This is a genomic window from Antarcticibacterium sp. 1MA-6-2, from assembly GCF_021535135.1.
Classification (GTDB): Bacteria; Bacteroidota; Bacteroidia; order Flavobacteriales; family Flavobacteriaceae; genus Gillisia.
Window position 1 is genome coordinate 3,969,062 of the sequence record NZ_CP091036.1, and the last position, 25,896, is coordinate 3,994,957.

Consider the following 25,896-nt stretch of genomic DNA (forward strand, 5'->3'; position numbering starts at 1 on the left):
AATTAAACCTAATTGAATTAACTAATGCATTATTTTTGGTTATTGACCTTATTTAGAAAGTTTTATAAGTATGAAAAAAATTGGTTTAATAGGAGGCACCTCCTGGCATTCTACAATAGTTTATTACCGTCTCATAAATGAGATGGTAGGAGATAAAATGGGAAAGCAGGCAAATCCCGAATTACTTATTTATAGCCTGAATGTGGAGCTTATGAGGGAGCATAATGTAGAAAAGATCAATAATAAGTATCTGGAAATTGCAAAAACACTGCAAACAGCTGGAGCCAAAGCTATACTCATCTGTGCCAATACACCGCACCTGGTGTACGATTTTGTACAACCGAAAATAAATATTCCAATTCTACACATTGCCGATGCTATTGGGGGTGAAGCCAGAAAAAAAGGCCTGTCAAACCTTGGATTACTCGGCACCCGGCCAACTATGACGGGAGATTTTATTTCTTCTCCTTTAAAAAAGAGATACGATATAGAAACCATAATTCCGGATAGTGAGTACATAGATGGAAACCACGATTTTATTTCAAATGAACTTACAAAAGGAATTTTTACTGAAGAGGCAAAGAAGTTTTATCTGGAGCAAATGAGATTGCTGCGGACAAAAGGCGCAGAGGGAATTATCCTGGGTTGTACTGAGCTTCCAATGCTTGTTGATCAAAAAGATTTTGATCTGCCTTTGCTTGCTACCACAAATCTTCATGCACAAATGGCTGCCAATTTCATCTTAGAGGAGAATTAGCTAGTTCTGTACGGCTTGTGGAAATACCTTAGAATAGCATTTCATTTTTTGCCCCGAATGATATAAACTGATTTAAAGAAATTTAAAAATCCGGATTATGAGCTACTATTTTTCAAAAGTCCTTGACAAATCCTTTGAAGAGACAATGGGTATTATTACAAAAGAACTCAAAGAAGAAGGATTTGGAATTCTTACTGAAATCGATCTGAAAGAAACTTTTAAAAAGAAATTGGATATAAATTTCAGGAAGTACAAAATACTTGGTGCCTGTAATCCCGAGATGGCCCTCAAAGCGATTTCTGCGGAAAGTAAGATAGGCACAATGCTTCCCTGTAATATTATAATTCAGGAATTGAAAAATGGTAAAACAGAAGTTTCTGCCGTAGATCCTGTTGCTTCCATGACAGCAATAGACAATGATGACCTGGAAGGAATTGCACAACTGGTTCGGGCAAAACTGCAAACTGTTATTGAACGACTCTCCTGAATTGAAAGCTTCCATTTTTCAAATGAATTTTTCTGAAGGTTTTCGCTGCTACTCCTGAAACTAATTTTCTCCTTCAGCCAAAAAAAATCTTACTTATTAAAAAGTATTATCTATCTAACCAAGCTACAGGAACTTTCCCGGTACTGCTGAAGCGAATAATAGCTTGAATGACCCACGGGGCCTAATTCCTGCTGATAGATTCAAAACAACCTTAATAATCCCCGGTCAGGACTTCGCTGCAGGAAATCGTTTTACGGTTATTGTAGGTAGGACCTGATACAGATCATAAAATTTAAGAAATAGCTATCCTACCTTTAAATTGTAAAACAAACTATTATGGAAGCACATAAATATCTGGTAAACCTGGTATGGACGATAGATAGAAAAGGTGAAGTTTCTTCCCCTGTTTTGAACCAGAAAATAGAAGTGGCAACTCCACCGGAATTTCCGGGAGGAATCCCCGATATCTGGTCCCCGGAACATCTTTTTACCGCTGCAGTGAGCAGTTGTTTTATGACAACTTTTTTAGCAATTGCAGCAAATTCCAATCTGGTATTTACCAGCTTGACCTGTCCTGCAGAAGGAATTTTGGACAGGAAGGATGGAAAATATGCAATGACAGATATTTTTCTTAAACCAGTTCTCACAATTCCCAATGAGGAAGACCGTGAAAAAGCCGAAAAGGTCCTGATCAAAGCTGAAAAAGCCTGTTTAATTTCAAACTCCATATCTTCTGAAGTGCATCTGCAAACTGAAGTGCTTATCTTAGAAAATCACACAGTTATATTATAAATTTAGTACCCGGCTGCAATTGCACTAACCGGGTAATTTCATTGAAAGGTTCAGCAAGATCTTCTGCTGCTAATCGCTCTGGTTTTAAGGGTATTTAGCAATATTATTACGTAAAAAAAGAGGCTGCCAATACCTAAGCAACCTCTTTTAATCCATTCTTTTTATTTACTTATTATTTAAAATCCTGAATTGTTTCACTTAGATCAAATACCTTTTGATCTTTAAATTTGTTCTCTAAAATACTGCTTCCAGCAGCAGATCGGTACCCACCAGCGCAGTGTACAGCAAAAGGTTTATCTTCTGGTAATTCATCAGCACGATTTCTAAGTTCGTTCAGCGGAATTCCAATAGCGTTTTCAAAGATCTTACCTTCTGCCAGTTCACTCTCATTTCTTATATCTACAATGGTGTACTTATCCCTGTGATCTTTAAAATTTTGAAGATCAAAATGATCTGAGGTTACAGAAACTTTCTCACTTAAAGTAATTACTCCTTTCATTTGCTTTTCATAACCAATTTTTGCTGTTCTTTCCAACAGCTCATCGATATTGCCTACAGAGTTTACTGCCAGGTAAAAAGGTTCATTGGGCTCAATTATGGCTCCCAGCCAGGTCTCATATTTGTCACCTTCGGTTCGCGACATAATATTAATACTATTTGGAAGATGCCCTTTTTTGTAGGAATCCCCGTCTCTTACATCTACGATGGTAATTCCCTCTTCCACCTCATTTACATTTAATCTTAGCGGCACCCGATATTTCTCCCGCTGTACATTCCCTGCACCGTCTCTATTTAGATCTACATTAAATCCAAAATAGGAGGGAATAAAAGGCTGGTCCTTAAGGATCTCATCGACAAATTCTTCTTCTGTTTGTTCTTTAAAAGCCCAATTTCCCTTTCGTTCGTCCCCTAAAGTACTGGAAGGAGAATCACTCATATTTTTTCCGCATAATGATCCGGCGCCATGAGCAGGGAAAACAAGCGCTTCATCGGGAAGGTTATTAAATTTTGTTTGCATGGTATTATACATAGCCTTTGCAAGTTCTACTCGTTTAGCAGTCATATTTCCGGCTTTTTCCCTAAGATCGGGCCTCCCAACATTGCCAACAAACAACGTGTCGCCTGTGAACAAAGCAGTTTTACCAAGCTTCTTCGGCAACAAATGTTAAACTGTCCGGGGAATGACCCGGGGTGTGAAGGGGGCGTATATTAATCTTTCCAATCTTCACCGAGTTTCCTTCATCAAAAGGTTCGTGAGGATAGTTAACTCCCACCTTTTCACTTACATATATAGTTGCTCCGGTTTCCTGGTGAATTTGTAAATGCCCGCTCACAAAATCGGCGTGAGGATGAGTTTCAAAAACTGCTGTAATCTTTGCATTCTGTTCCTCGGCAAACCTGTAATATTGGAGCGGATTACGACTGGGATCAATTAAAGCCATTTTACCTTCACTTACAATAGCATAGGAATAATGTGCTAATGGATCGTCTTTAAATTGTTTTATATTCATAATTCTTTGTATTGTATATCAATTGAAATGAAAAAGGCTGAAAAAGCTGGATTTCCATTTATTTCCTACAAAAATAGTTTCCTTATTAAATTTATACAGTAACAATTGTTACAAATGTTATTGATCGATTAAAAAAGCTCTTTCCATATAATATAAATTCCCATTACCAGAACAAACCAACCAAAACTTTTTTTCAATTTTTCACCATTTATAAACTTATTGAGATAGCCTCCAAGGAAAATTCCCAAAATAGACGAGTAGAGTAAAGACTAAAAGAAATATCCAGTTAATTTCCAGGTTTTCCACGTCACCTATAAATCCTATGAGAGACTTCACTGCTATGATAAGGAGGGAAGTTGCGACTGCTTTTTTCATAGGTAATTTGGCAAGTAAGACTAGAGCAGGAATAATTAAAAATCCTCCTCCGGCACCAACTATTCCAGTTAGTACTCCTACCACAATACCTTCTACAATAATTAAGGGGTAATTGTATGTAACCTTTGTGCCTGTTGCACAAGTTACCGAAATTAGGTAATTTCATGGAATGCAAGGCAAAAAAGACTATCAGGAAAAACTCTTCACTTCCTTTAGGTTAAGTGATCGAATCCCAAAAGAAAATTTTTATCGCAGGTTAAAAGAGGCTCTCAACCTGGATTTCCTTTATCCACTCACCCACCAGTTCTATGGGGAGAGCGGACAAAAAAGTATCGACCCCGTGGTGTATTTCAAGATCTGCCTGGTGGGATATCTTGAGAATATTACTACAGATCGTGGCGTAATGGATCATTGTGCAATGCGGCTGGACATCCTTTATTTCCTTGGGTATGATGTAGATGAAGAACTACCCTGGCACAGCACCATAAGCCGTACCCGAAAGCTTTTTACCGATGATGTCTTTGAGGAAGTATTCACCCGGGTTTTTAAACTATGTGTAGAAGCAGGATTGGTAAGCGGGCATACACAAGCCATTGATTCAGCTCCTGTTAAAGCCAATGCTTCTATGGATAGCCTGGAGCTTAAAGTCCCGGCAGAAGATCTTGAAGAGCATCTCTCAAAGCTGCGTGTGCAAAGCAGCAGGGACCGAAAAGCCAAAGAGAACAAAGCCCCTAAAGAACAACAGGAAATTACCGCCAGTAAACAAGAATTACAGGAAATTAAGAGCCGTAATAAAAGATGGAGTAAGGACCAGGATATGAAACCCGGTGCAAAGAACAAAGGCAGTAAATATACCAGCAACAAAACCCACTACAGCCCCACAGATCCTGATGCAAGGATCAGTGTCAAACCCGGAAAAGCCAGGAAACTTAACTACCTCTGCAATATAGCCGTAGATACTAAAGCCCACGTAATAACAGATGTACAGGCCTACCATGCAGATAAGAAAGACACAAAATATTTAAAGGATACTGTTACAAGATTGAACAGGCGTTTACGCAGGGAAGGATTGATCTGGGAAAATCTGCTGGCAGATGCAGGTTATAGCAGTGGGGAGAATTATGCATACCTGGAAAATAAAGGTCTTACACCCTATATTCCACCACACGGCACTTACAAAGGAGGACCTGAAGGGTTCCAATATTTTAAAGAGGGCAACTACTGGCTGTGCCCGCAAGGAAAAAAGGTAACCTTCCGGAAGCAGAAAATGGAGAATGGAAACTTAAAGGATAACTATTTTACTACAAGAGCAGATTGTAAAGACTGCCCAATAAAAAAAGCCTGCATTGGCAAGAGCCACGAAAAAAGGATCAATATTACCGCCTTTCGGGAAGAATACGAAAGAAATATTGAACGGGTAAAAAGCAGGCGTGGCCGCTATATGAAAGGCAAACGACAAGGCACGGTAGAACCCGTTTTTGGTACCCTTAAAGAATTCCTGGGACTAAGAAAAGTAAATACCATCGGAATTCGCCAGGCCAACAAATGTATGCACCTGGCCGCCATTGCGTATAACCTGAAGAAGTACCTGAAGTTTACCACAAGGAAAGTCAAGTCCGGGGCAAATGCCCTGCAAAAATGCCAAGACGCCGCTCCTTCTATTATAAAAGCTGAATTAATGGCTTTTCAAGCTGTTTTGATCCTCCTTTTTTCTTCCCAAAAAGTGTTTGTGAATAGAGCATCACTTGCTTAAAAAGCTTTAAATATAATAGGAAATCTTGTTTGTAGAGGAAATTATAGGCTTGTGCAACGGTTACCTTTGTTTCCTGCAGCTCTTCATTCCCGTTATTCCTGATCATAGAAATAGAAGCTACAATCATAATAACAGCAAAGAATAACATTATCCCCACAGGTTTTGTTATTTCAAATTCCCATAGGGTAAATAAATGTTCAGGAATTGCAGGTAGCAGGAATTTCCGGGTGCTGTAAACAGCAATAAAAGCAGGGATAGAAAATACGGCAGCAGTGCGAAAATCAACTAATTTTCTTTTCAGGTTATTAGCTGCTCCCACCAAAGAGGAGGCACCAACTACAAATAATGAATATGCGGTAGCCGTTACCGGGTTAATTGATAAGAGATAAACAAGAACGGGTACCGTTAAAATTGAGCCTCCACCTCCAATTAGGCCGAGAACAATCCCTATTATTAAGGCACCCAAATATCCTAAAAGATCTAATACTTCCAAATCTTATTTTTTATTTCTGAAGCAAAAGTAATCTGGTACCTCTTGCCGGGCAGTAACAAAAGTTACATTTCTTTGTTTTTACAAGTCCTGGACAATAATATAGTTTCGCTGAAGTATTATTTTTTCTTCTATTTCAAGTTTCTTAAGCAGCCTTGAAATGACGACTCGAGAGGTATTTAAGTCGTATGCGACCTGTTGATGGGTAACCTGAAGTTTCTCTGATTGGTTAATCTTTGCTTTATCCTGAAGGTAACGCAACAAGCGTTCGTCCATATTCATAAATGCCAGGGTATCTATTGTTTCCAGCATTTCGGTAAGCCTTGAATGATAACTTTCAAAGATGAAATTGCGCCAGCTCTTATATTTGGCTGTCCAGTCTTCAATATTAGTAATGGGAATCATAATAAAAGTAGTGTCTCTTTCGGCTACTGCTCTTATTTCGCTTTTAGTTTGTCCAAGACAGCAGGAAAGGGTAAGCGCACAGGTGTCACCCCTTTCCAGGAAATACAATAGTAACTCATTGCCTTCACTATCCTCACGCAGGATCTTAATAGCACCTTCTAAGAGCAAAGGCATGGCTTTAATGTAATCATTAATGTCCATAATTATTTCACCTCCCTTTACTGATCTTAAACTTCCCTTTTCTTCAATTTCAGAAATTAGTTCTTCTTCAAAAATAAATCCGTAGGCATCTTTTAGTTGCTGTAGCATATCCTGTTTTTATTCAGCTCTAAGTTAAGTTATATAAGGAATTGAAAAAAATACGAGGAATAAAAGCATTTCAGGCTTCATAATTTTTAGGTCAAAAAATATATAACAGAATTTACATTCTGCCCCATGAGAAGAACCTCTTAGTGGGATGTTCGTGGTAGAGATAACCAGGCTACCTGGGAGAGTGGAAGTATCTTCGTTCCGGAAATTGGATTAGTGTGAGGTTTAAGTTGAGAGAAACTTCTACATAAAATGAAATTGATTTATAATCAGGAAAAGTAAGGTAGTTTATACCAGTTAATTATATAATTCTCTAAGTGCGCTGGTAGGTGGTATTTCTTCTGTCGATAAAATGTCCTAAACTTCAATTTTCTGTTTATGATTATTCTTAGTGTTAAACCAGCTAAGGCAATTTAGAAAATCTAAAATCTCAAGGTTATAGGGAGAAAATTCCGCAAATAAAACCTTCAGAAATGATGAGTATTTTAATTCGCAGGCTCAGTTTCCTTTAAAGGGTAAGAATTAACTTCTTTTATCACCCTTCCAACCAAAGCCTCATTTAAAGATTTTGATGAGCCGGGGAGGAGTGCAGAGGTAAAGAGGTGCCGTTTTTATGGTCATCCCTAAAGAATACCTCAAACCTGGAGCCTTTTCCAAAATTGCTCTCTACTTCAATTCGACCATGGTTAGATTCAAGCATTTTTTTGATGATATACAATCCCATTCCTGTCCCCTCTATCTCTTCATTTATTCTTGAAGATTTTTGAAAAATGGTCTCGAGATGTTCTTCAGCAACACCTATCCCGTTATCCTCCACTTTAAAGACCACAAAATCATTTATTTTAAAGGTACTAATATGAATTTGTGTAGCTCTCTCGTGATCCCTATATTTAATAGAATTGTGCAATAGGTTATAAATTATGCTCCTCAGGTTATTTTTAGGAAATAAAATTGTGGTAGCCTCGAAATCCCTGGTAATACTAATCCTGTTATGCTGGATTTCTTCCCGAAGAGCATCCAGAACATCCTGACAGATGGTTCTAATGTCCACTGTGTTTTCGTTCTTTTGATTTGCTTCCCCGCTAAAAGTAAATTCATCCAATAGGGAATCAATTCCATTAGAAGTAGCTTCCAGCCTTTCCAACATTAAGTTAAAGCCTTTCTGGTCCTGTCTTTTATAAGTTTCCCGAAGCCCGGTGGAAAGAAGTTTTAGAGTAGAAATAGGTTGCTTTACGTCATGAGATAATGCATACATTAAAACCTGATGTTGAGCATTTATTTTCTCCAGTTCTTTTATAACATTTAACCGCTTCGTAATATCCACAAAAGTCATAATGACCCCATTAATACTATCATCCTCGTGGTTCACATAAGGAACAATATTCATTTGAAACCAGTTGCCATCGGTTGTTTGAATTTCTTTTTCAAAAACCTGATGAGTGCTTATGACCTCCTGGATGTTTTTTACGATCGTAGGATAACGAATGTTATCCTTAACATCCTCAATATTTCTTCCAATGTCGTCATAGGACAATGAGAATTGCACCATAGCTTAAGTGGTGTAAATATTCTCAAAATCATGTCTGCATCTACAAACAGTTGAGGTATGATAGTATTGGAAAAATAATTTGCAAGGTCGAAATTGAGATTCCTTAGTTGTAGGATATCTTTTTTAGATTGTTTTGACATAGGAGGATGGTAGCTAATATATCATAGAAATGGGCCTGAATCCAAGAATTCCTATTCCACCTTAGGAATCAATGTAGACAAAGGTAAAATTTTTCGGTTTTTCAAAAAATTATTTATAATTGACAGGTATTTAATTTTAACACAGAAGATTATTTTATTATCTCAAAAAAAATTTAATTAAAATATGTATGCTATGAATCTCTAAATCATTTGAGGTTTGAGCCAGATTTACCCTCGTTTGTTTCTTTAAAACGAGTAATAGGAAATTTTAATTATATAATTTTTGACAATTGGTACAGATGAAACTTCTGCGTTTTTTAGTTCCTGTTTGTTTTTTAATTATTGGTAGATCACATCTTAAACATATTTTTTTGGTATGTGCCAGCCAATGTTTTTTTAACTCGTATGCCTTTTTCCATTCCAGAAATTCAAAACTGTAAATACGGGTTTCATCGATGAGTTTATTGAGCTTTGCATTGGGTATTTTTCCTAGCAAAGATTCAGGATGCACCCTCACCCTATATAGAATTTCGTTCTTGATAATATTTCCAACTCCCGCAAAAATTTCCTGGTTTAAAAGAGCATCACAAATAAGGGCTTCGGGAGTTTTTTTTTAATTTAGTTTTTGCCTTCTTTTTATCCCACTGGTCACTCATTACATCTGCACTCCAGTCGTAATGTTCGTTAATATCACCTTCCAGATATTTGACTGAGCAGGTATAAAAATTTATTTCTCCATTTTCAAATTTCAGGTGAAGTCTTATTGCCCTGTCTGGTTTTTTTTCATCTATGGTATAACTGCCAAACATTAAGAAATGGACTTTTAGGGTAAATCCTTCAAAGCAAATAAGAAAATGCTTTCCCCAACTTTTAAAATTGATGATCGTTTTATTAAGCAAACGACTTTGCTCAATTTTACTATTCCCGCTCACGTCGATTATCTCCTTGCTAGTAAATTTATCAACCGCTTCCTTAACTAGTAATATTGAAGGTCCTTCTGGCATTTTGTTTATAATTTATTAAAGTTTTTACTGCAGGTTTTACCTTATTATTGATTTCTTAAATTCTTACTCCTGTGAGTCTCATTTCTTTAATTATACTTTTGAAGCAATAACTTCCTTAATTCTTTCTTTTGGCCTGGCTCCTTATTTTTTATAATCTATAGTAATCTATAGCCTAATGCTTGACAAAATCCTTCAGGCTTTTTAAATTATTAAAAGCGTCGCCCATTGTGTTATTGAAATATGCATATATAGTTTTTCCTTCTTCTTTCCATTGAGAAATAAGAGATGCGTAATCCCTTAAACAGTCTTCATGATAACTCTCCCGGTAATTACCTGTGGGGCCATGAAAGCGCAGGTAAAGATGCTTGGAGTCCTGATCCAGTATAGGCGTTGCAGATTTTGGAATGTCCTGTATGACCACTGTGGCTTTGTAAAAATTCAGCAGATCATAAACCTCGTCTTGGTACCAGGATGTATTTCTAAATTCTACAGCAATCTTCCAGTCTTGTATAGGGTCCAATTCCATAATACAGCTTAACAAATATTTCAACTGTGCGCGGTACTCCCTCCCTAGACCCGGAGGAAACTGAATAAGCAAACATCCCTTCTTTTCATTTACAGAATTTACCGAATTAAAAAAAGTAACTATATCTTCATCATTAAAATTTAAACCCTTGTTGTGAGTGATTCCTTTCCACAATTTAAAGCTGAACCTGAAATCTTCCGGAACTGATGCTGCCCATTTAGCGACTGTAGAAGGTTGCGGAATTTTATAGAAAGTGCTATTGAATTCTATGCTATTAAAATGGGATGAATAAAAGGTGAGCCTACTTGCATTTTCATAAGGAGGTGGAAATAAATACTTGGGAATAGGAAGTTGTAAGCCGCTAAGACCACCGTAGAATTGATACGGATAATTAGGAGGATTATTCATCACAAGCTTTCACCTTTTCTGGAAACTTCCGGTTCGGGAACAAAAAATTAGCTAAGGACCTTACTGAAGCTCCGGGCAGGATTTCCATATCTTATATTTTTAATTGTCAATGTCAAATTAAGTATTTATGAAGGTAAGAAGAAGCGGTTTAATATAAAGTTGGGAATTATTTCTTTGAAAAACTGTTTTTATGTGGCACGGAACGGATTGCAAATACGCGCCATCAGTTTAGGTCTTAAAGTTTGTGCTTTAGCTGTATTTATTCAATACCTTTGAAACTTCAATAAATTAAAATTTTAGTGATTAAAAAGATTAAAAAGAGTTACGTGTTGGTACTTTTAATTGGAGCGCTTGTGGCATCCTGTGAGTATGGCAGGCAGGCTGAAGAACAATTTAGGGAAATTAATACAAAAGCAACCGAACTCGATGGAATGGTAACTGACGGACTTGAAAGAGTAACTAATTTAGATTCCATTTTACCCGAAACCAGTAAGAAAATTAAAGAAGCCGATTCCATTATTAATAATGCTTCTTCAACCTTAGACTCTCTCAGGCAGAAGGCCGATCGAATTGAAAGAATTTTTAATTAATTCTGCTCTATAAGCTCCAGCACATTGCGACTGCCGTCGATGTTTTGATAATCTAATTTTATAAAACCGTATAAAGGCTTAGCAAAACCGCCCCATTGAAATTAATGTCGTTGAATAACCAGGACAGGGATAGTAGAATAGTTACCTACGTTTGCAGAAAGAGGATCAAATAAAATGTTTTCTATTAAACTATGTTTTCTGTTTATTAAAGCCAGAATATCACTTTGCTTAGGCTTTCAGTAAAGCAATAAACGCCTACTGGTATTGGAACATGGGTAAGGGAATGAAAACTTAAAGGAGTGTCTTCTAATAATTCCATTAAAAGCTCTTTGTTTTTGTCCTGTCCGGAACTTAAACCTCCACCATCGTCAATAAATAAAATCTTTAATTGGGAGTTATGCTGTTTAACTAAATTACTGATAAATACATAATCTTCTGGTCGGGGTACAGTCTTAAAACCTGAGGCCAGAACTATTTCTTTGGGTTTGGAAAATGTCACGTGAGAAGGAATGGCCAAAATGGGACAGCTGGTAACTTTTTTTATAATCCTTTGCGTGTTAGCTCCAAATGCAACATTGGCTGAGCTGGTAATTCCCTGCGTACCAATTACAACTAAATCACAGTTAGAGGATCTGACGGTTTTATTTATAAAGGCTGTTAACGCCAAATTCCCTGTAAAAACGCGAAACCTATGATTTGAATTTACGTGCTCCTCAACTAAATTCCCCAGGAACTCTTTTAATTCATTTTCAACTAACTCTTTTTTAGTTGAAAAAGATTTAGCATTAGGAATTGGAACAAGGCTGCTTCCTTCAAGATAGCCGTCTACCTCATAGGAATGTAATAAGGTAAACTCGCATACTTCCTCTTTATATAGATGTAGTGCATAAACAATTGCATTTCTTGAATTTGCTGAAAAATCTGTGGGTAAAAGGATATTTTTCATGACGGGATATTTTAATTTTTAACCCTTCTTTAGTCCATTGTTCAGTACTACTTATCGATAGAAGCTAAAAAACATTTTCAGGTTCTTTTACCATTCTTGTTTTAGGTTTTACAAGAGATTCAGGTTTGTTAAGTAATAATTTAAGGTAAAGGAAACCTGCCAGGCCAGCGATAAGAGAGGCTGTGAGTATTCCTATTTTTGCCTGCGATAAAAATAGTTCATTACTAAAAGCAAGTTCTGTAATAAATAACGACATGGTAAAGCCCATTCCACCTAATAAACTAATTCCATAAATGTGCTTCCAGTTGAGAGTTTGCGGCAGTCTGCAAATTTTAAAAGCTACCATTAGATGGCTGAACAAAGCAATTCCTAAAAATTTTCCAATAACCAGCCCGGTAGTAATTCCCAGGGCTACCGGGCTAATTAATGATGTGAAGAAATCTGAAGAAATGGCTACACCCGAATTGGCAAAGGCAAATAGAGGCAGGATTATAAAGCTTACAAAAGGGTGAAGAGCGTGTTCAAGGCGATGAAGGGGAGGAGTGGCATCATCAGCCAGGGAAGAGAATTTCTCTATGGTTATTGAAATTTTGTCTTCAGTTTCTTTAGAACCTTTATAATTTTTATTCAGAAAATTTAAATCTCTTAAAAGTAATTTTGCTTTTCTAATGAATAAAGGAGTATTAATTCTTTTACCTGAAGGTATAGCAAAAGCAGCTACTACTGCGGCAACAGTTGCGTGCACTCCCGACAGCAGGACTGCCAGCCAAAGCCCACCAATTCCCATAATTGCATAAAATAGGGTATTTCTTATTCCTATGTAATTAGCAACAATAAGGATAAAAAGAAAAAACCCGCTAAGCAGCTAAACTTTCCAGGGAAATATCAGATGTATAAAAAACAGCAATTACCAGTACTGCTCCAATATCATCTATAATAGCAAGAGCAGTCAAAAAAACTTTTAGGGATAAGGGCACTTTATCTCCTAACAAATAAAGTATTCCCAAAGCGAAAGCAATATCAGTTGCCATGGGGATTCCCCATCCTGAAATTGCGGGAGTGTTATTATTAAAAATAAAATAAATACAGGCAGGTACTATCATTCCACCCACGGCCCCTGCTATAGGAAGGGTGGCCCGTCGAAAGTCTGAAAACTCCCCAAATACTATTTCCTTTTTAAGTTCTAGGCCAACAAGAAAGAAAAAGATTGACATAAGTCCATCATTAATCCAGTGCAACAAACTTTTCCTGATTACCAGGTCATCAAATCCTACGTAGATTTCTTTCTCCCAAAGCGTGATAAAAACATCTGACCAGGGGGAATTAGAAACAACTATAGCAAGTAAAGCCGAAAATATTAAGAGCAAACCTACTGATGTTTGTTTCTCAATAAAACCTTTAATAGGAAGCAACAGGTAGAGGTCAAGGTGATTCTTCTTCATTGAAAGTCCTTATTAAAGGTGACAATTAAATCCTAATTAGCTTTAAATTTAATGCAATCCAATGGAGACCGATATGACCTTTGTCATTTTTTTTAGAAAAATGATGGGATATGGGCTAGGCTGGAAGAATACATAAATTCAGATGAAACAGTACCAGAATTGATTGAAATATTGAATAGGAGTACGATCAGAAGGGGCATAAATTACATCCGGAAACACTTAATTTGTAACGGGGAGTACAGATTGTATATCCACGCCCCCGGGCGGCTCCAAATTATTCAATTTGAATCGAAGAGGATTTTCCTGTAGCAAATTATCATTACAGGAAGAATGTAATGCAGGGAAGCATAAAAATAAAGCAGGTCATCCCCCCACGACCTGCTTTATGAAATGAGAAGTATCCCTACTTACCCCTCTTAAATTTTAATCTAAAATAATAAGAAAGGTTCTGACTTTCAATAGTTTAAAATGAAAAATCCGAAAGTTTATTCCTACGACTATTCACAGGTAGATTTCAAATTTGTGCGGCCATTTACTTCCTCCATCACAAAACTGTTGTCCAGCAGTGGCTGAAAACTTTGGCGTCCGGTGAAATGCCATAACATATGACCATAGGTGCAACGGTCAATACGACCTTCGTCCAGTTCAGTTTTCATTAGTAGCTTTAGTTCTTTCCATTAGGATTTTGGCGCGTGCACCAGGAGGATGTAGGGATGAAACTCAGGGTCTGAAGATTCTTTGTCGTAGTATTTCCTTATCCTTTTTGAACCCGGGAAGCCGAATTTCTTCGTTATCTCGATCATTCTTTCGGTGTGCCGGGCATCTTTGGGTTAATGTATCCCCGGTAAATGCGATCACTCAGGCTGTCATTGACAAATTTTCGATCTTTCATAGCAGTACATTGCCTAGCTGTCAGCAAGGGTTTCTAACTGTCGGTTTCGCTCTTGTTGAAAGATTTGTAGATGAGGTATTCCCGCAGCAGCTGGTCATAGCCGTACATAAACTCCATTTCCTCCACCAAAGCAGCGACGTCCTGCCTGAACAGTTCTTCTTTAGCTGACTGGGAAAAGCTTAGGCTGGTAATGAAGAAAAAGGGCAGGAGGAGGTTTTTCATTATTTGTATATTGTATGTGTTTAATCAGCAATAGTTGTTAAGCATTTTGGTGAGAAGCCGGGAGATTTTTTGCAGCAGAATTGAGATCCATGGGACCAATTACAAACCCGCGCCGTAGGGGTTATCAGGAAGTTCTCCTTCGTTTCCTGAAATATCTGATCAAAATGAGAATTCCAAAAATAATCAATATAAAAGGCCAGATGTTGACCAGCAGGACAAAAAACAGTATCAATTTATCCCAACCGTTTTTAAATCCGTTTTTGAATTTTTTACCGAATTCTGTCTGGGTAGATATTGGTTCATAGATTCGTACAGTGAGGGTAGATAAAGAAAATTGGTTTTGTAAATAGTTCAATCTTCCCTCAATAGATTCAATTTCTGACCGCAATTCGCCAATCTGTTTCTCAACTTCCAGGATTTCAGAAACATTGGTGGCTTTTTTTAATATTTCCCGATACCTGTTTTCAAGTTCTTTCTTGGTCCTTAAACGGGCCTCAATATCAACAAATTCCTCTGTGACATCCTGAAGGTAAATGTCCTTCCGATCAAACCTCCTGACTCCCATAGTTAATTCCCGAATGAGGTTGCCAAAATTATCTGCCGGAATCCTGATTACGAAATTGCTGCTAATCTCTTCTGAATTTTTATATTCATTTTCAGAAGATATATAGCCGTTGTACTTATCTATGGCTTTATAAATATCTTCCCGGGTTTTATTGAGATTTTCAGTTTCAAAATCTATATGGCCGTTCTTGATGAACTTCCTTTCTACCTCATTTGCCGGATCTGTTTTTAATTGGGTAGCCGTGAGGGCCTGTTCTTCATCTGCCATATTCATTTCGCCCAAATTCTCAGCTTTAGATATGGAACGGTTGGCATTATCACAGCTCAGGAAGGCGATAAATGAAAGTAGTACAAGGAATTTTTTCAGGTTCATTTATTTTAATTTTAGTTATAAGGAGCCATTCCTATTTTGACGGGTAAGGTTCAATAGTTGTTGAATATAGGGGACGAGTAAGCTGGTGAATTTGCTCAGAGAAATTTGAAGTCCAGGCACGGATTATAAATCCGCGCCGTCGGATATAAGTGAAAAGGAAGTTTTTCATTTAGGTTGTAAACTTGTATGACGTTCCATGGGGAAATTTAATTTTTATTTTTTCGGAAGGTATAAAGTCATCTTTCCAATTTCTAATTCATCTAAATGTCCCATTTTTCTTTCGTCTGTAGTTATCAAGTGCATATGTAAAAAAGAATCGTGATGTGTAAAAATCCCTTGATGCCCTGTGGAGAAAAATCCTATTATTTCTGCATCTTCTTTTTTTAATTGGTAATTGATTTGTCCCTGATGAGCTTCGGTTGGTGATGAGACCTGGGTTCCCTGTGGTAAATTTTGAATATGAATAAGTGCATTTGAAACCTGTCCCGCCAGTTTAAAAGCAAAAGGTCTTTTAAAATCTTTTGTTTTTTTATCAATGTACTGCTCCAGCTCGGGAATAGTCTTTATGTTAGAAGGCAACTCTTCTTCAATCCATTCGTTGACGTTGGTATAAACAAAGAAAGGTGCAGAAACTTCAAATTCTTCTTCAACGGTCATTGTTGAATCCGATGTTACTCTTGACACATAACTTTTGCCGTTATTAATTAGTATTTCTCCCCTCAAATAGCTCATAGGACCAAGACCGTAAAGCCCGTTTTTGTTGGAGATAGAATTGAGGTCGATACTACTATCTAATTCCCCTTTCCACATCACGTTTTTCATTGCTCCCACAATTTTAATATCTGGATAGGTTACTGTGTTTGTCGCATTGCTGTCTTTTTTATTTGTGTTGCAAGCCATTATTCCCAGGATAAGTAGTCCACATTTTAATTTCTTTATTGTCATTTTAAGTATAGAGTTTTTATTATGTCGTCCTGCCTACTGGCAGTTCTTGAGGCTCGAGTTAAGTGTGAATTTTGCGCGCAAAACACTGGTGATAATCTACAAGATTTCAAAAATAGAGAAAAGCAGGCAACTATATATAGGCAGATTGTAGTATGATTTTATTATTGCACTGCTTCAATTGCCCTGTCTAAAATTACATCTTTTCCAATCTTAAGATCCTGTATCCGAATTTCAACTTTTATATCTGGTTCAATCCCTACCTGTTGCACTTCTTCCTTATTAATCGTGTATATTCCATTGCTTAGTCATAATTGTTGCAACATTTCCGGGTAAAACCAGATTTACCACGTCTCCATTAAGAATTTTTGAGTTCCTAAATTGCTGCAGAATAATATATTGTCAATCCTTTGCTGTTAAATTTTATAATTACTTTAATAGTTTCATTATTTTTAGAAAAATCTTTAATCATGGCAGAATTTAATGTATCCATTAATGGAGAAAGCCACAGGCTTGATGTAGATCCCAATACTCCTTTGCTTTGGGTTTTAAGGGACCATATGAAATTAGTAGGAACAAAGTACGGTTGTGGAATTGCCCAATGTGGTGCCTGTACTGTTCATATGAACGGCTCTGCTATAAGATCCTGCCAGCTTCCAATTTCGGCTGTGGGAGAAAACAAAATAACTACTATTGAAGGACTTTCAGAAAACGGGGATCATCCGGTTCAACAGGCCTGGCTGGAGCATGATGTACCGCAATGCGGGTATTGCCAGGCAGGACAAATCATGTCCGCCGCTTCCCTGCTAAAGAGTAATCCTAATCCCAGCGATGCTGAAATTGAAAATGCCATGCACGGTAATATCTGCCGCTGTGGGACGTATACCCGAATTAAAGCTGCTATTAAAACCGCTGCAAATTCACAAATAGTTTAATGGTCTATTGATTTAAATCCGGAAAAAATGAGTAAAATAAAAACAGGAATGGGCAGGAGATCCTTTATCAAGAATATGTCTCTTGCGGGAGGTGGATTAGTGATCGGGTTTAACTGGATGGCATGTAAACGTGCAGCCGAAGAGAATTCCACAGAAATTGCCCTGGAAATGCCGGACAAGTGGTTTGAAATGAATGGCTACCTTAAAATTGGGGATAATGGAGTGGTAACAATTTATTCTCCAAACCCCGAGATAGGACAAAACGTAAAGACCTCCATGCCCATGCTTGTCGCTGAGGAGCTGGATGTAGACTGGAACAATGTGATCGTAGAACAGGCGCCTCTTAACATGGATGTCTTCACCCGCCAACTCGCAGGAGGAAGCCAGTCCATACGCCAGGGTTGGGAGCCGTTAAGAATGGCAGGAGCCACTGCCAGGCAAATGTTACTTACAGCTGCGGCAAATGAATGGGATGTGCCTCTAAGTGAATTAAAAGTAGAAAATGGAATTATTAGCCACGCTTAAGCAGCGACAGGTCTGTTGGTTTCGGAGAGGTTGCCAAGGCGGCTGCAGATCTGGAAATTCCGGAAGAGGTGGAACTTAAAAATAATGCCGATTTCAAAATAATTGGTACTTCACGTAAAAATGTTGATGCCAAAAAAATTGTTACTGGACAACCCTTATATGGGCTGGATGTACATCGTAATGATATGTTAATTGCTATGATAGTGCAACCACTTAGCTTTTGGAATGGAATTTAAATCCATGGATCCGGAGAGGGTAAAGGGAATGCCTGGTATTAAGGATGTTTTCCCCATTAATACCTATCCCGATGATATGGAAAGGGAATGGAGTGATACCACTGCTTTTCCCAAATTAGTAGCTGTGGTAGGAGAATCTACATGGCAGGTGATGCAGGCGAAAAAAGCCCTGGAGGTAGAGTGGGACTTAAAACCTGAACTCACAGAACAAATTGAGATCCTTGAGAAATCATTAAGCGATGATAGATACTGCGGACTGGAGAATTCTAAAAATCATGCTTCCTCAATGGCTGAAGATGGTCCCAAAAATTCTGAAATTATTAGAAAAGATGGTGATCCGGAAGAGGCTTTTAAAAATGCTGCACGGGTAATTGAAAGGTCCTACAGCTGCCCTTTTCTCGCGCACAACTGCATGGAACCAATGAACTTTTTTGCCAATGTTACCAGTGAGAAAGCTGAATTGTTGGGTCCCATCCAAACTCCCGAGTTTGCTGAAAAAAGTGTAAGCAAACGCCTGGGACTGGAGCTTGAGAATATAGATATTCAAATGACCCGGATGGGAGGAGGATTTGGCCGCCGTCTCTATGGAAATTTCCTGGTAGAGGCAGCTGTAATTTCGCAAAAAGTAGGTGCCCCGGTAAAACTGGTATATTCCCGTGAAGATGATATGACCAATGGAGTTTATCGCCCGGCTTATAAGGTAACCTATCGTGCTGCACTGGACGGGAATAACAATCTTACCGCCTTTCATGTGAATGCAGGAGGAATAAACGAGAGTCCACTTTTTGCCAATCGTTTTCCCGCAGGAGCTGTAGAAAATTACCTGGCTGAAAGCTGGACTGTAGATTCTTATATTTCTATAGGAGCTTTTAGGGCTCCCAGATCTAATTTTATTGCAGGGGCAGAACAGTCGTTTCTGGATGAACTGGCTGAAGAAATGGAACAGGATCCTATTCAATTTCGCCTTGATTTGCTGAAACGTGCCCAAAATGATCCTGTGGGAGAAGATAATGATTATGACCCTGCCCGGTATGCAGGAGTTTTAGAGCTGGTTAGGGATAAAGCGGGCTGGGACAGCAACAGTACATCTTCCAACAAGGGTGTTGCAGCATATTACTGCCATGATTCTTATGTGGCACAGGTACTGGAATTGAATTTGAAAAATAATGAACCCGTAATAGATAAGGTCACCTGTGCAGTAGACTGCGGAATTGTTGTAAATCCTGATGCTGCTAAAAATATGGTTGAGGGTGGAACCATAGATGGTATTGGCCACGCTCTATACAGCGAGTTAACTTTTGAAGATGGAGTACCACAACAGAGGAATTTTGATACTTAGGCTTATCCGCCATAGGGAAGCCCCAAAAAAGATCGATGTTCACTTTGTAGACAATGGGATAGATCCCACAGGATTGGGAGAACCTCCGTTTCCTCCCGTACAGGGAGCTTTGGCAAATGCTCTATACAAAGCCACAGGGAAAAGGATATATAAGCAACCATTCTTGCCCGAATTACAAAATCAAAGCAGGGAGATTAAAACCTAACACGCTCTTTTTTGCGATGAAGAAGATCAAATTCAAGTGTTGGGTAGAAGAAGATGGTGAAAAATTTTATGGTCCCGGACCTCACGAATTGATTCGGAAAATTCAAAAGGAGGGTTCGCTTTCAAAGGCTGCCGGGCAAATGAATATGTCCTATAAAAAAGCATGGGATCTGGTCCAGAGATTAAATAATCATTCTGAAGAACCCTGGGTTGTTTTGAAGAAAGGTGGGCAACATGGAGGAGGGGCTGAAATTACTCCCCATGCTATCAAAGCTGTGCAGGAGTATGAAAAGCTTCCAGAAAAAAATAGAGGAGGTGCTCGAGCATCAGAATGAATTCATTAGGGTTTTATAGTAATGAATAAGGTCATTTGAAGATGATAGATTCATCGAGCTAAACTTTTCTTCAGCTTCTAATTTAGTTGAAGTATGATACCTTTTGATCCTGAAGGCACGTAAGGATGACTTAAGAATCCCGATATACAAACCGATATATACGGGAATATATAACGAAAATGCCAGGTAGAAAAAACATATATCTCGATTATAACGCAACTACTCCGGTAGATCCGGATGTGCTTAATGCTATGCTGCCCTATTTTTCCGAAAATTTTGGAAATGCTGTCAGTGACCACGCTTTTGGCTGGGATGCAGGGGAAGCGGTTGAGAATGCACGGGAGCAAATTTCCGGACTTGTAAATTGTAAGCCCTCCGAAATCACTTTTACTTCCGGGGCTACTGAAGCTGCTAATCTTGGTCTTTTCGGATTTTGTGAAAGATACAGAAACAAAGGAAATCACATTATCACCTGCAAAACTGAACATAAAGCGGTTCTAGACTCTATGAAAGCGCTGGAAAGAAGAGGTTTTGAGCTTACTTATCTCGAAGTGGATCCCGAAGGAAATATTGACTTAAAACAATTAGAAGAGGCTATAAATTCACGAACTATCCTGGTTTGCCTGATGCTGGCAAATAATGAAACCGGATTAATTCACCCAATGGATAAAATTGAAAAAATAGTTCATTCGGCAAATGTGAAATTGATGAGTGACATAACCCAGGCCGTGGGTAAAATTCCTGTAGACCTTGAAAAATTAAATTTAGATTTAGCAATTTTCTCTTCCCATAAGATCTATGGTCCTAAAGGAGTGGGGGCCCTGTATATCAATAAAAATAACATTGTAAGAATAGATCCTTATTTTTTTGGCGGCGGACAGGAAAAAGGAATGCGCCCCGGTACTCTTAATGTTCCCGGAATAGTAGGATTTGGTAAGGCTGCTGAAATTGCTCTTTTTGGAATGGAGGTGGAGAACGAAAGGATCCTGAAGTTGAGAAATAAGCTGGAGAAAGAACTTAAAAATATTGAGGGGGCAAAAATAAATTCCGAAGACGCAGATCGTCTGCCTAATACAACCAATGTCTCTATTGACAATATTGACGGTAATTTATTGTTGAGAAAATTAAATAGCCTTGCCATTTCAAGAGGTTCGGCCTGTACTTCCAATACAATTCAGGCTTCCCATGTTTTAAAAGCAATGGGTTTAAGCGATGAACAGGGGCTCTCCTCCTTTAGGATAAGTATGGGAAAGTACACTAGCAGGGAAGAGATTGAATTTGCGGTTAAAGAGATTACCAACATTTCCAGCTTATTAAGGAAGACAATGGTATGAGAGAATTAGATTCCATAATTGCTGAATATGAGCATTTGAAAAGTGCAGGCATTGATGGTGTGCTGGCCACAGTAGTGCATGTAGCAGGGTCTTCTTATCGCAGAGCGGGTGCGAGAATGCTGGTGGATGAATATGGTAACATTACGGGCGCCATTAGTGGAGGCTGCCTTGAAGGAGATGCTTTAAGGAAAGCACTTCTTGCCCTGCATCAACAAAAAAACAAATTAATAACTTACGATACTAGTGATGAAGAGGACGCGATAATTGGAGCACAATTAGGCTGTAACGGAATCATCCAGGTGGTGTTTGAACCTCTGAATTATCAGGATGAACTTAACCCCTGTGAATTACTGAAAAAAGTAATAAAGCAGAAAGATGCTGTGGCTATAGTGGTTCAATTTAACCTGATAAAAACAAAAGATCAGCCGGGAACTACATTGGTAATTTCCGAAAATTCAGAAACTATTGGAAGAATTCCGAAAGAAGAGATTTTTCAAATCATAAGGGAGCAGGCTTATCTTTCCCTGACTAATAAGAATCACTATTTTGCTGAATTCCTGACCGGGCAGGAAAAGAGATATGTTTTCATTCAAAATTATCAGCCCCCGGTAAAACTTGTAATTGTGGGCGCGGGAAATGACGCGCAGATATTGGCACAACAAGCCGAATTGCTGGGATGGGATGTGGTAGTAACAGATGGCAGGCCTACTCACGCTAATAAAACACGTTTTACCTCCTCCTGCCAGATCATTGTCTCAAAGCCGGAGCAAATGCTTGAAAATATAGAGGTGGATCATCACAGTTGTTTCGTATTAATAAGCCATAATTACAACTATGATCTCGCTGTTTTAAAACTGCTTATAGCCGAAAAGCTGATCCCGTACATTGGTATTCTTGGTCCCTTGAAAAAGTACCAGAGAATGTTGAAAGAACTGGAAGAAGAAGGCTTTATCCTGGAAGCTGAAATCCTTGATAAAATTTATGCTCCGGTTGGGCTGGAAATGGGAGCAGAGACTCCGGCAGAGATCGGGTTATCAATTCTGGCAGAAATACAGACCGTTTTGATGGAAAAAAGTGCCAGACCCTTAAGGGAAAAATCCTCTCCTATTCATGAGAGAATAGAGGATCAATTTATACAAATTCGGGTTTGAGGGAAAAAGCAAAAATAGGAGTTGTAATTTTGGCAGTAGGTTCTTCCAGCCGCCTTGGCTATCCAAAACAGCTGGTGGAATTTCGGGGTATTCCACTCCTGCAGCACGTCGTTAGTATAGCATGTTCCCTGGAATTTGACTGCAGGATATTAGTACTGGGGGCAATTGCTGAAGAAATTAAAAAGGAGGTTAGTATCAGGAATTTTAAGGTGGCCATAAATGAAGACTGGAAAGAAGGTATGGGTACCAGCATTAGCAAAGGAATATTTGAAGCAGAAAAAATTGAAAAAGCCCTGGATTATATTCTTATCCTGTTATCAGATCAACCCCTTATAACCCGAGAAAGAATCCAGGAATTGATAAATGTTCAGTTGAAGACTGAGAAGCAGGCAACGTTTTCAGAATATGCAGGAGAGCTGGGAGTTCCTGCAATTTTTTCAAAAGAATGTTTTTCAGAATTAAAAAAGCTGAAAAAAGATCAGGGAGGTAAAAAGCTGATCCTCGACGGGAAAAGAGAATTTGAAACTATAAAGTTTGAAGGTGGTAATTTTGATGTAGATACCCGGGAAGATGTGGAACGACTAAAACGAATGGAAAGGTCATAAAAACAGCATGATGCTGCAGGCCGTCAACAGCATACGACCAGAAGTAAAAATTTGCGGTTCGATTCCGGAAGTTTTGGACAAAATAAAATTGATGAAAATAAAAATAAAATATTTTGGAATGCTTGCTGAAGCCGCAGGTAAAAATGAGGAAACCCTGGAATTGGATGAAGGAATATTTTCCACGCAGTTAAAGAACAGGCAGATAAAAATCTACAACATCCCTGACCCAGATTCTGTACAGTTGGCGGTAAATCAAAATTTGAATACTGAAGTGGAATTAAAAGAAGGTGATGAGGTGGCTTTTTTACCGCCATTCGCAGGAGGCTGATGAGGTACGACAGGCAAATTAAATTAAGAGAAGTAGGTTCTTCGGGACAGGAAAAGTTGAAGAATGCGAGCGTCTTGATCATTGGCGTGGGAGGCCTTGGATGTCCTGCGGCACAATACCTCACAGGTGCGGGTATAGGTAAAATTGGCTTAATGGATCATGACAAGGTTTCTATTACCAATTTACACAAGCAGGTTCTCTTCAATGAAGCTGATGTTGGCAAATCCAAAGCTTTGGTAGCAAAAGACAAATTGCAACATGTAAACAGCGAGATCGAACTTATTGCTATTGAAGAGGCTTTAACTATTGCAAACGCTGAAAATCTTTTTAAGCAATACGACCTGATCCTAGATGGAACAGACAATTTTGAAACAAAATACCTTATTAATGATGTGTGCATATTAACAGGAAACCCCTGGATTTATGCCTCGATCTATAAAAATGAAGGGCAACTGTCGGTTTTCAACTATCAGGATGGACCTTCTTACCGTTGTCTCTTCCCAAAAACCACCAGGCAAAATGTGAGTTGTGAAGCAACCGATGTTTTAGGGGTGACTCCCGGCTTGTTAGGAACGCTTCAGGCAGCGGAAGTACTAAAAATCATTCTTGGAGTTGGCAGTATACTTTCAGAAAAACTAAAGTTGATAAATGTTTTAACGGGGACAGAACAGGTGCTGAATATTCAGAAGAGGCCGGAGGAGATCGAAAAGATCAGAAGTAAAGGAATTATCCCTGTACACATAGATTGCGAAGTAAGAGATAAAGGGACGATCTACCTGGATGTTCGGGAAGATTTTGAGCAACCAAGGATTAATTCAGAAAATGTGATCCAAATTCCACTGGGAAAACTCCAGGACCGCTTCCGGGAAATCCCCGGGACTGAAGAAGTGCTGGTTTTTTGCCAGTCAGGAAAACGAAGCCTGAGGGCAATTGAGATGCTTCAGAAGAATTTTGGTTTTCAAAATCTTAAAAATGTGGAGGGAGGAATAGAAACTATAATTCATGGATAAGAAAAAAGCAAAAACAGTATTCGTACAGGGGGCAATTCCGTCGGAAAAAATTGCACAATCTATTGCAAGTCATCAATCCAAGACCAATATTGGAGCTCATAGTATCTTTTTGGGGCAGATCCGGGAAGATGAGGTGAAGGGTAAAAAGGTTAGCGCAATAGAGTATACGGCTTACGAAGAAATGGCCGAAAAAGTTTTTCACGAAATAAGAGAGGCTGCATTTTCAAAATTTGATATTACCTGTGCGCATATTTATCACAGCCTGGGCGAAATAAAAACCGGGGAGCTATGTTTATTTGTCTTTACCTCCTCTGCACACAGGAAAATTGCCATTGAAGCCTGTAATTATTTTGTAGAGGAAATTAAAGCCAAAGTCCCCATTTTTGGAAAAGAGATCTTTGGGGATGAAACTCATCAATGGAAAGTAAACAGGTAAACAAAGGAGAACTCTATTCTTAAACCTTTGAGGGAAAATCTGTATGGCATACGAGACCTGATCAAAAATGAAAATTAGAATGATATTTTCAAATACAACTACAGGCGCTAAAAACGGCAGGCATGCTACACTTTTAATCCCAAAAAGGGAACTCACAGATTCTTTTTTTAATTTCCCAATATGCCTATAGAATATCTGCCGATCATATTTTTCTTCATCGCTTTATTTTATAGTTCTGTTGGTTTTGGGGGTGGTTCGAGTTATCTGGCTATTTTGAGCCTGTTTCTAACCGATTTTTATGAAATTCGTTCAACAGCACTGGTGCTGAATATGTGTGTGGTGAGCATTGGCACTATAATGTTTATAAGGCACCATATCTTTAGTTTTAAATTGTTCTGGCCCTTTGTGATCTCGAGTATCCCATTGGCATTCCTGGGAGCACAACTCCAACTTTCCCAACAGTTATTTTTTTTAATACTGGGTTCTGCCCTCATTCTCTCCGGATTATTCCTGTTGCTTAAATATCTTCAGAAAAAGCTCGATTCCCGGGATTTTTCCAATCCTAAAAAATATGTCCTGGGAGGTATGGTAGGATTGCTTTCAGGGATTTCAGGGATAGGCGGAGGCATTTTTCTATCTCCAATCCTGAACATTGTAAACTGGGCAAATCCTCGCATCATAGCAGCACTGGCATCAGTATTTATTTTAGTCAATTCTCTGGCCGGGCTGATTGGTTTACAGGTTGCAGGAACTTTTGAGATAAATTATAACCTTATCCTGCAGCTTATTGTAGCTGTGATTTTGGGAGGAACAATAGGATCTTACCTTTCGAGCAAAAAACTTAACCTCAGGTTTTTGGGTATATTAACTGCAATTCTTGTTTTTTACGTAGGTCTACGGCTAATTTTAAAGCATGGGTTTGGAATAGAGATTTAGAGTAATTTCATACTCCTTAATTCTAAAAACTTACTACTTTTTGAA

At 38.4% G+C, this 25,896-nt stretch carries 25 protein-coding genes and 4 pseudogenes; 15 read left to right on the forward strand and 14 right to left on the reverse strand.

Features of this window, described 5'->3' with window-relative positions; translation table 11 throughout:
* Positions 1-70: 70 nt before the first annotated feature.
* The 3 genes from LZ575_RS20070 (at position 71) to LZ575_RS20080 (ending at position 2,036) form a co-directional block, all read left to right on the forward strand.
* The gene (locus LZ575_RS20070; RefSeq protein WP_235326837.1) at positions 71-757 is read left to right on the forward strand and encodes an aspartate/glutamate racemase family protein; all 687 of its coding nucleotides are present in this window, start codon (positions 71-73) and stop codon (positions 755-757) included.
* 97 nt (positions 758-854) lie between these two features.
* On the forward strand, positions 855-1,244 hold the full coding sequence (locus LZ575_RS20075; protein WP_235326839.1) for a DUF302 domain-containing protein: 390 nt from the start codon (positions 855-857) through the stop codon (positions 1,242-1,244).
* Between the two features lie 336 nt (positions 1,245-1,580).
* Positions 1,581-2,036, forward strand: coding sequence for an OsmC family protein (locus LZ575_RS20080; protein WP_235326841.1), 456 nt, complete (start codon positions 1,581-1,583; stop codon positions 2,034-2,036).
* 172 nt (positions 2,037-2,208) lie between these two features.
* Here the strand turns inward: LZ575_RS20080 and LZ575_RS20085 are convergent.
* A pseudogene (locus tag LZ575_RS20085) lies at positions 2,209-3,547 on the reverse strand (MBL fold metallo-hydrolase).
* Between the two features lie 128 nt (positions 3,548-3,675).
* Positions 3,676-4,048, reverse strand: a pseudogene (locus LZ575_RS20090) (sulfite exporter TauE/SafE family protein); the annotation flags it as partial.
* Between the two features lie 43 nt (positions 4,049-4,091).
* Here LZ575_RS20090 and LZ575_RS20095 point away from each other — a divergent pair.
* Entirely contained in the window at positions 4,092-5,675 is a 1,584-nt protein-coding gene (locus LZ575_RS20095; protein ID WP_235326842.1) for an IS1182 family transposase, read from the forward strand.
* Positions 5,676-5,712: 37 nt separating this feature from the next.
* Here LZ575_RS20095 and LZ575_RS20100 read toward each other — a convergent pair.
* The 6 genes and pseudogenes from LZ575_RS20100 to LZ575_RS20125 form a co-directional block, all read right to left on the reverse strand.
* Positions 5,713-6,168 (reverse strand): annotated as a pseudogene (locus LZ575_RS20100) (TSUP family transporter); the annotation flags it as partial.
* A gap of 78 nt (positions 6,169-6,246) precedes the next feature.
* Positions 6,247-6,879 carry a Crp/Fnr family transcriptional regulator gene (locus LZ575_RS20105; RefSeq protein WP_235326844.1) on the reverse strand — a complete coding sequence of 211 codons (633 nt, stop codon included), beginning with the start codon at positions 6,877-6,879 and terminating at the stop codon, positions 6,247-6,249.
* A 559-nt stretch (positions 6,880-7,438) separates the two neighbouring features.
* Positions 7,439-8,428 carry an ATP-binding protein gene (locus LZ575_RS20110; protein WP_235326846.1) on the reverse strand — a complete coding sequence of 330 codons (990 nt, stop codon included), beginning with the start codon at positions 8,426-8,428 and terminating at the stop codon, positions 7,439-7,441.
* A 408-nt stretch (positions 8,429-8,836) separates the two neighbouring features.
* Positions 8,837-9,160, reverse strand: coding sequence for a hypothetical protein (locus LZ575_RS20115; protein ID WP_311196131.1), 324 nt, complete (start codon positions 9,158-9,160; stop codon positions 8,837-8,839).
* Complete coding sequence (locus LZ575_RS20120) at positions 9,153-9,572, reverse strand: DNA-formamidopyrimidine glycosylase family protein (RefSeq protein ID WP_235326848.1); 420 nt, start codon at positions 9,570-9,572, stop codon at positions 9,153-9,155. The genes LZ575_RS20115 and LZ575_RS20120 overlap by 8 nt, the downstream gene beginning before the upstream one ends.
* A gap of 172 nt (positions 9,573-9,744) precedes the next feature.
* Entirely contained in the window at positions 9,745-10,506 is a 762-nt protein-coding gene (locus LZ575_RS20125) for a DUF72 domain-containing protein (protein ID WP_235330786.1), read from the reverse strand.
* A gap of 326 nt (positions 10,507-10,832) precedes the next feature.
* Between LZ575_RS20125 and LZ575_RS20130 the strand changes: the two genes are divergently transcribed.
* Complete coding sequence (locus LZ575_RS20130) at positions 10,833-11,096, forward strand: hypothetical protein (protein WP_235326850.1); 264 nt, start codon at positions 10,833-10,835, stop codon at positions 11,094-11,096.
* A 205-nt stretch (positions 11,097-11,301) separates the two neighbouring features.
* On the opposite strand, the gene LZ575_RS20135 is transcribed toward LZ575_RS20130, so the two are convergent.
* From LZ575_RS20135 to LZ575_RS20155, 6 genes are all read right to left on the reverse strand, one after another.
* Entirely contained in the window at positions 11,302-12,042 is a 741-nt protein-coding gene (locus LZ575_RS20135; protein WP_235326852.1) for a universal stress protein, read from the reverse strand.
* Between the two features lie 64 nt (positions 12,043-12,106).
* Positions 12,107-12,907, reverse strand: coding sequence for a Na+/H+ antiporter NhaA (locus LZ575_RS22990; protein ID WP_311196132.1), 801 nt, complete (start codon positions 12,905-12,907; stop codon positions 12,107-12,109).
* Positions 12,900-13,484, reverse strand: coding sequence for a Na+/H+ antiporter NhaA (locus tag LZ575_RS22995; RefSeq protein ID WP_255702709.1), 585 nt, complete (start codon positions 13,482-13,484; stop codon positions 12,900-12,902). Before LZ575_RS22995 ends, LZ575_RS22990 begins: the two co-directional genes overlap by 8 nt.
* A 925-nt stretch (positions 13,485-14,409) precedes the next feature.
* Complete coding sequence (locus LZ575_RS20145; RefSeq protein ID WP_235326854.1) at positions 14,410-14,598, reverse strand: hypothetical protein; 189 nt, start codon at positions 14,596-14,598, stop codon at positions 14,410-14,412.
* A gap of 124 nt (positions 14,599-14,722) precedes the next feature.
* Positions 14,723-15,535 carry a DUF4349 domain-containing protein gene (locus LZ575_RS20150; protein ID WP_235326856.1) on the reverse strand — a complete coding sequence of 271 codons (813 nt, stop codon included), beginning with the start codon at positions 15,533-15,535 and terminating at the stop codon, positions 14,723-14,725.
* Between the two features lie 213 nt (positions 15,536-15,748).
* Entirely contained in the window at positions 15,749-16,480 is a 732-nt protein-coding gene (locus LZ575_RS20155; protein ID WP_235326858.1) for an acetolactate decarboxylase, read from the reverse strand.
* 467 nt (positions 16,481-16,947) lie between these two features.
* On the opposite strand from LZ575_RS20155, the gene LZ575_RS20160 reads away from it, so the two are divergent.
* The 10 genes and pseudogenes from LZ575_RS20160 to LZ575_RS20205 all read left to right on the forward strand — a co-directional run bounded on the left by LZ575_RS20160 (position 16,948) and on the right by LZ575_RS20205 (position 25,851).
* Positions 16,948-17,412, forward strand: a complete 465-nt coding sequence (locus LZ575_RS20160) for a (2Fe-2S)-binding protein (RefSeq protein WP_235326860.1) — start codon at positions 16,948-16,950, stop codon at positions 17,410-17,412.
* Between the two features lie 27 nt (positions 17,413-17,439).
* A pseudogene (locus LZ575_RS20165) lies at positions 17,440-19,717 on the forward strand (molybdopterin cofactor-binding domain-containing protein).
* A 16-nt stretch (positions 19,718-19,733) separates the two neighbouring features.
* Entirely contained in the window at positions 19,734-20,051 is a 318-nt protein-coding gene (locus LZ575_RS20170) for a winged helix-turn-helix domain-containing protein (protein WP_235326862.1), read from the forward strand.
* Positions 20,052-20,230: 179 nt separating this feature from the next.
* Positions 20,231-21,385 (forward strand): cysteine desulfurase family protein, encoded by a 1,155-nt coding sequence (locus LZ575_RS20175; protein ID WP_235326864.1) that lies wholly within the window; start codon positions 20,231-20,233, stop codon positions 21,383-21,385.
* The gene (locus tag LZ575_RS20180; protein ID WP_235326866.1) at positions 21,382-22,536 is read left to right on the forward strand and encodes an XdhC family protein; all 1,155 of its coding nucleotides are present in this window, start codon (positions 21,382-21,384) and stop codon (positions 22,534-22,536) included. Before LZ575_RS20175 ends, LZ575_RS20180 begins: the two co-directional genes overlap by 4 nt.
* On the forward strand, positions 22,533-23,141 hold the full coding sequence (locus LZ575_RS20185; RefSeq protein WP_235326868.1) for an NTP transferase domain-containing protein: 609 nt from the start codon (positions 22,533-22,535) through the stop codon (positions 23,139-23,141). The genes LZ575_RS20180 and LZ575_RS20185 overlap by 4 nt, the downstream gene beginning before the upstream one ends.
* A gap of 91 nt (positions 23,142-23,232) precedes the next feature.
* Positions 23,233-23,469, forward strand: coding sequence for a MoaD/ThiS family protein (locus LZ575_RS20190; RefSeq protein ID WP_235326870.1), 237 nt, complete (start codon positions 23,233-23,235; stop codon positions 23,467-23,469).
* Complete coding sequence (locus LZ575_RS20195; RefSeq protein WP_235326872.1) at positions 23,469-24,479, forward strand: HesA/MoeB/ThiF family protein; 1,011 nt, start codon at positions 23,469-23,471, stop codon at positions 24,477-24,479. The genes LZ575_RS20190 and LZ575_RS20195 overlap by 1 nt, the downstream gene beginning before the upstream one ends.
* On the forward strand, positions 24,472-24,915 hold the full coding sequence (locus tag LZ575_RS20200; protein ID WP_235326874.1) for a molybdenum cofactor biosynthesis protein MoaE: 444 nt from the start codon (positions 24,472-24,474) through the stop codon (positions 24,913-24,915). Before LZ575_RS20195 ends, LZ575_RS20200 begins: the two co-directional genes overlap by 8 nt.
* Positions 24,916-25,095: 180 nt before the next feature.
* A complete protein-coding gene (locus LZ575_RS20205; RefSeq protein WP_235326876.1) occupies positions 25,096-25,851 on the forward strand; it encodes a sulfite exporter TauE/SafE family protein in 756 nt (251 codons plus the stop codon).
* Positions 25,852-25,896 lie beyond the last annotated feature (45 nt).

Excerpts from the sequence above, each read along its gene's own strand:
- LZ575_RS20170 (WP_235326862.1), top strand. The coding sequence starts at position 19,734 with ATGAAGAAGATCAAATTCAAGTGTTGGGTAGAAGAAGATGGTGAAAAA.
- LZ575_RS20120 (WP_235326848.1), bottom strand. The coding sequence starts at position 9,572 with ATGCCAGAAGGACCTTCAATATTACTAGTTAAGGAAGCGGTTGATAAA.
- LZ575_RS20150 (WP_235326856.1), bottom strand. The coding sequence starts at position 15,535 with ATGAACCTGAAAAAATTCCTTGTACTACTTTCATTTATCGCCTTCCTG.
- LZ575_RS20095 (WP_235326842.1), top strand. The coding sequence starts at position 4,092 with ATGCAAGGCAAAAAAGACTATCAGGAAAAACTCTTCACTTCCTTTAGG.
- LZ575_RS20070 (WP_235326837.1), top strand. The coding sequence starts at position 71 with ATGAAAAAAATTGGTTTAATAGGAGGCACCTCCTGGCATTCTACAATA.
- LZ575_RS20110 (WP_235326846.1), bottom strand. The coding sequence starts at position 8,428 with ATGGTGCAATTCTCATTGTCCTATGACGACATTGGAAGAAATATTGAG.
- LZ575_RS20175 (WP_235326864.1), top strand. The coding sequence starts at position 20,231 with ATGCCAGGTAGAAAAAACATATATCTCGATTATAACGCAACTACTCCG.
- LZ575_RS20205 (WP_235326876.1), top strand. The coding sequence starts at position 25,096 with ATGCCTATAGAATATCTGCCGATCATATTTTTCTTCATCGCTTTATTT.
- LZ575_RS20160 (WP_235326860.1), top strand. The coding sequence starts at position 16,948 with ATGGCAGAATTTAATGTATCCATTAATGGAGAAAGCCACAGGCTTGAT.
- LZ575_RS20155 (WP_235326858.1), bottom strand. The coding sequence starts at position 16,480 with ATGACAATAAAGAAATTAAAATGTGGACTACTTATCCTGGGAATAATG.
- LZ575_RS20180 (WP_235326866.1), top strand. The coding sequence starts at position 21,382 with ATGAGAGAATTAGATTCCATAATTGCTGAATATGAGCATTTGAAAAGT.
- LZ575_RS20125 (WP_235330786.1), bottom strand. The coding sequence starts at position 10,506 with ATGAATAATCCTCCTAATTATCCGTATCAATTCTACGGTGGTCTTAGC.
- LZ575_RS20195 (WP_235326872.1), top strand. The coding sequence starts at position 23,469 with ATGAGGTACGACAGGCAAATTAAATTAAGAGAAGTAGGTTCTTCGGGA.
- LZ575_RS20135 (WP_235326852.1), bottom strand. The coding sequence starts at position 12,042 with ATGAAAAATATCCTTTTACCCACAGATTTTTCAGCAAATTCAAGAAAT.
- LZ575_RS22995 (WP_255702709.1), bottom strand. The coding sequence starts at position 13,484 with ATGAAGAAGAATCACCTTGACCTCTACCTGTTGCTTCCTATTAAAGGT.
- LZ575_RS20080 (WP_235326841.1), top strand. The coding sequence starts at position 1,581 with ATGGAAGCACATAAATATCTGGTAAACCTGGTATGGACGATAGATAGA.
- LZ575_RS20190 (WP_235326870.1), top strand. The coding sequence starts at position 23,233 with ATGAAAATAAAAATAAAATATTTTGGAATGCTTGCTGAAGCCGCAGGT.
- LZ575_RS20145 (WP_235326854.1), bottom strand. The coding sequence starts at position 14,598 with ATGAAAAACCTCCTCCTGCCCTTTTTCTTCATTACCAGCCTAAGCTTT.
- LZ575_RS20200 (WP_235326874.1), top strand. The coding sequence starts at position 24,472 with ATGGATAAGAAAAAAGCAAAAACAGTATTCGTACAGGGGGCAATTCCG.
- LZ575_RS20075 (WP_235326839.1), top strand. The coding sequence starts at position 855 with ATGAGCTACTATTTTTCAAAAGTCCTTGACAAATCCTTTGAAGAGACA.
- LZ575_RS20105 (WP_235326844.1), bottom strand. The coding sequence starts at position 6,879 with ATGCTACAGCAACTAAAAGATGCCTACGGATTTATTTTTGAAGAAGAA.